The sequence below is a fragment of the Xylophilus ampelinus genome (genome assembly GCF_003217575.1).
Taxonomy (GTDB): Bacteria; Pseudomonadota; Gammaproteobacteria; order Burkholderiales; family Burkholderiaceae_C; genus Xylophilus; species Xylophilus ampelinus.
Map to the genome: position 1 here is coordinate 1 of NZ_QJTC01000065.1, position 1120 is coordinate 1120.

A 1120-nucleotide genomic window follows, 5' to 3' on the forward strand; every position below is an offset into this window, starting at 1 on the left:
CTAACGTCGATTAAGAACTGAGCCGCCGTCCTGTCCGAACAACTGGACGAGAGCCGATCTGAACGCAAGCTAACGTAGTGGCGGGATGTTCCACCCCAGCAGGGTCCATTTTCTGTTGATTGGAGGAACTGTCCATGTCCACTGGGAACGACTTTTACGGTGTGGATGTTGCCAAGGCCGAGCTCGTCATTGCCTGCAAGGGCGAGTCTGGCATCTGCACTATCGCCAACGAAGCCGGCGCGATCGGCGTCTGGCTCAAGACGCTGCCGCCAGGCAGCACCGTCGCCGTGGAGTCCACGGGCCGGTATCACCGGCTTCTGGTGGAACTGGCAACGGCCAGCGGCTGCACCGGCTACGTCCTCAACGCCAAGGACGTCAGCTTCTACGCCAAGGCACTCGGAGGCCGCAGCAAAACCGACAAGGTAGATGCCCACGTCATCGCCCGGTTCATCGCCGAGCACCACGAAGGCCTGCATCCTTGGGAGCATGCGCAGCCGCATGCAGCCGAGATCTGGGAGCTGTTGCTGCGCAGGGCCGACATCGTCGTGCACCGCGCCAGCCTGCGCCAGACGATGCGCGATGCGCAGGCGGTAGCGGTGGCCGCCAAGCAGTTCGACGACAGTTTCGAGGGCCTGCTCGAAGCCATAGACGAGCGCATCGAGTCGCTGCAGAGGCAGGACGCGCAAATGGCTGCGGCGAGTCGCAGGCTGCAGACCGTCAAGGGCGTGGGCCCGCAGGGCGGCGCGATGCTGGCTGCGCTGTTGAGCCGCATTCCATTTGCCAACGCCGACGCCCTGGTCGCCTACAGCGGGCTCCATCCCAGAGCGCAGGACTCGGGTCAAAAGAAGGGTCGCAGGCGCCTGTCCAAGAGGGGTCCGCCGCCGCTGCGCAGGCAGGCCTATCTGATGGCCAAAGCGGCAGCCAGGAGCAAGGTGTTCAAACCGATCTACGAGGCGCTCGAGGCACGAGGATTCGCTGCCACGCAGGCGCTGGTGATCATGGCGCGCAAGCTGCTGCGGGTGGCGTTTGCGGTCTGGAAGAGCGGCAAGCCGTTCGACGAATCGGTGATTGCGCCTGCCGCTGGTGCTTGATTCGGCTTGACGCGAACCATAGAACCTCA

Annotated in this window: 1 protein-coding gene; it reads left to right on the forward strand. The window is 63.9% G+C overall.

What is annotated here, in order from left to right:
* Positions 1–134 precede the first annotated feature (134 nt).
* The gene (locus DFQ15_RS16850) at positions 135–1091 is read left to right on the forward strand and encodes an IS110 family RNA-guided transposase (protein ID WP_110467052.1); all 957 of its coding nucleotides are present in this window, start codon (positions 135–137) and stop codon (positions 1089–1091) included.
* Positions 1092–1120: the final 29 nt, after the last annotated feature.